Raw genomic sequence first — 374 nt, forward strand, 5'->3', positions numbered from 1 at the left:
GGCGGCGCTGCTCGATCGCTCGCATTCGGAGAAGGGCGCGAAAGATGCCAGGGAGCTGCTCGCGCTGCTCAAGCAGGGGGTCGACCCGGCCGCCGCGTTGAGAATTCTCGCCGAAGCCATGGACGGCGAGCGGCAACGCATTCCGGAGTATGTGCGTGAAATGTTCAGACTGGTCAGTGAGCTGGCCAGGCCCGGCAAAGCCGATCAGAAGCTCATCGCCGGCTGGCGCCGGGCGTGGGTGCAGGAATCGCTCGCTCATGACGGTGTGGAAGCAGTAGAGGACCGCAGGTTGTAGGCGGTCAGTTGAGAGACGCACGAAGATCGCCGGAAGTCCTCGGCACTCGCGCCGGCTATGGCCGTTCACAGGGCCGCCG

1 protein-coding gene is annotated in these 374 nt (G+C 65.5%); it reads left to right on the forward strand.

Annotation, left to right across the window (positions count from 1 at the left end; translation table 11 throughout):
- On the forward strand, positions 1 to 295 hold a 295-nt coding region (locus tag KI686_RS15870), incomplete at its 5' end, for a hypothetical protein (RefSeq protein WP_237590304.1).
- Positions 296 to 374 lie beyond the last annotated feature (79 nt).

It is taken from the genome of Polaribacter sargassicola (assembly GCF_021991835.1).
GTDB lineage: Bacteria > Bacteroidota > Bacteroidia > Flavobacteriales > Flavobacteriaceae > Polaribacter > Polaribacter sargassicola.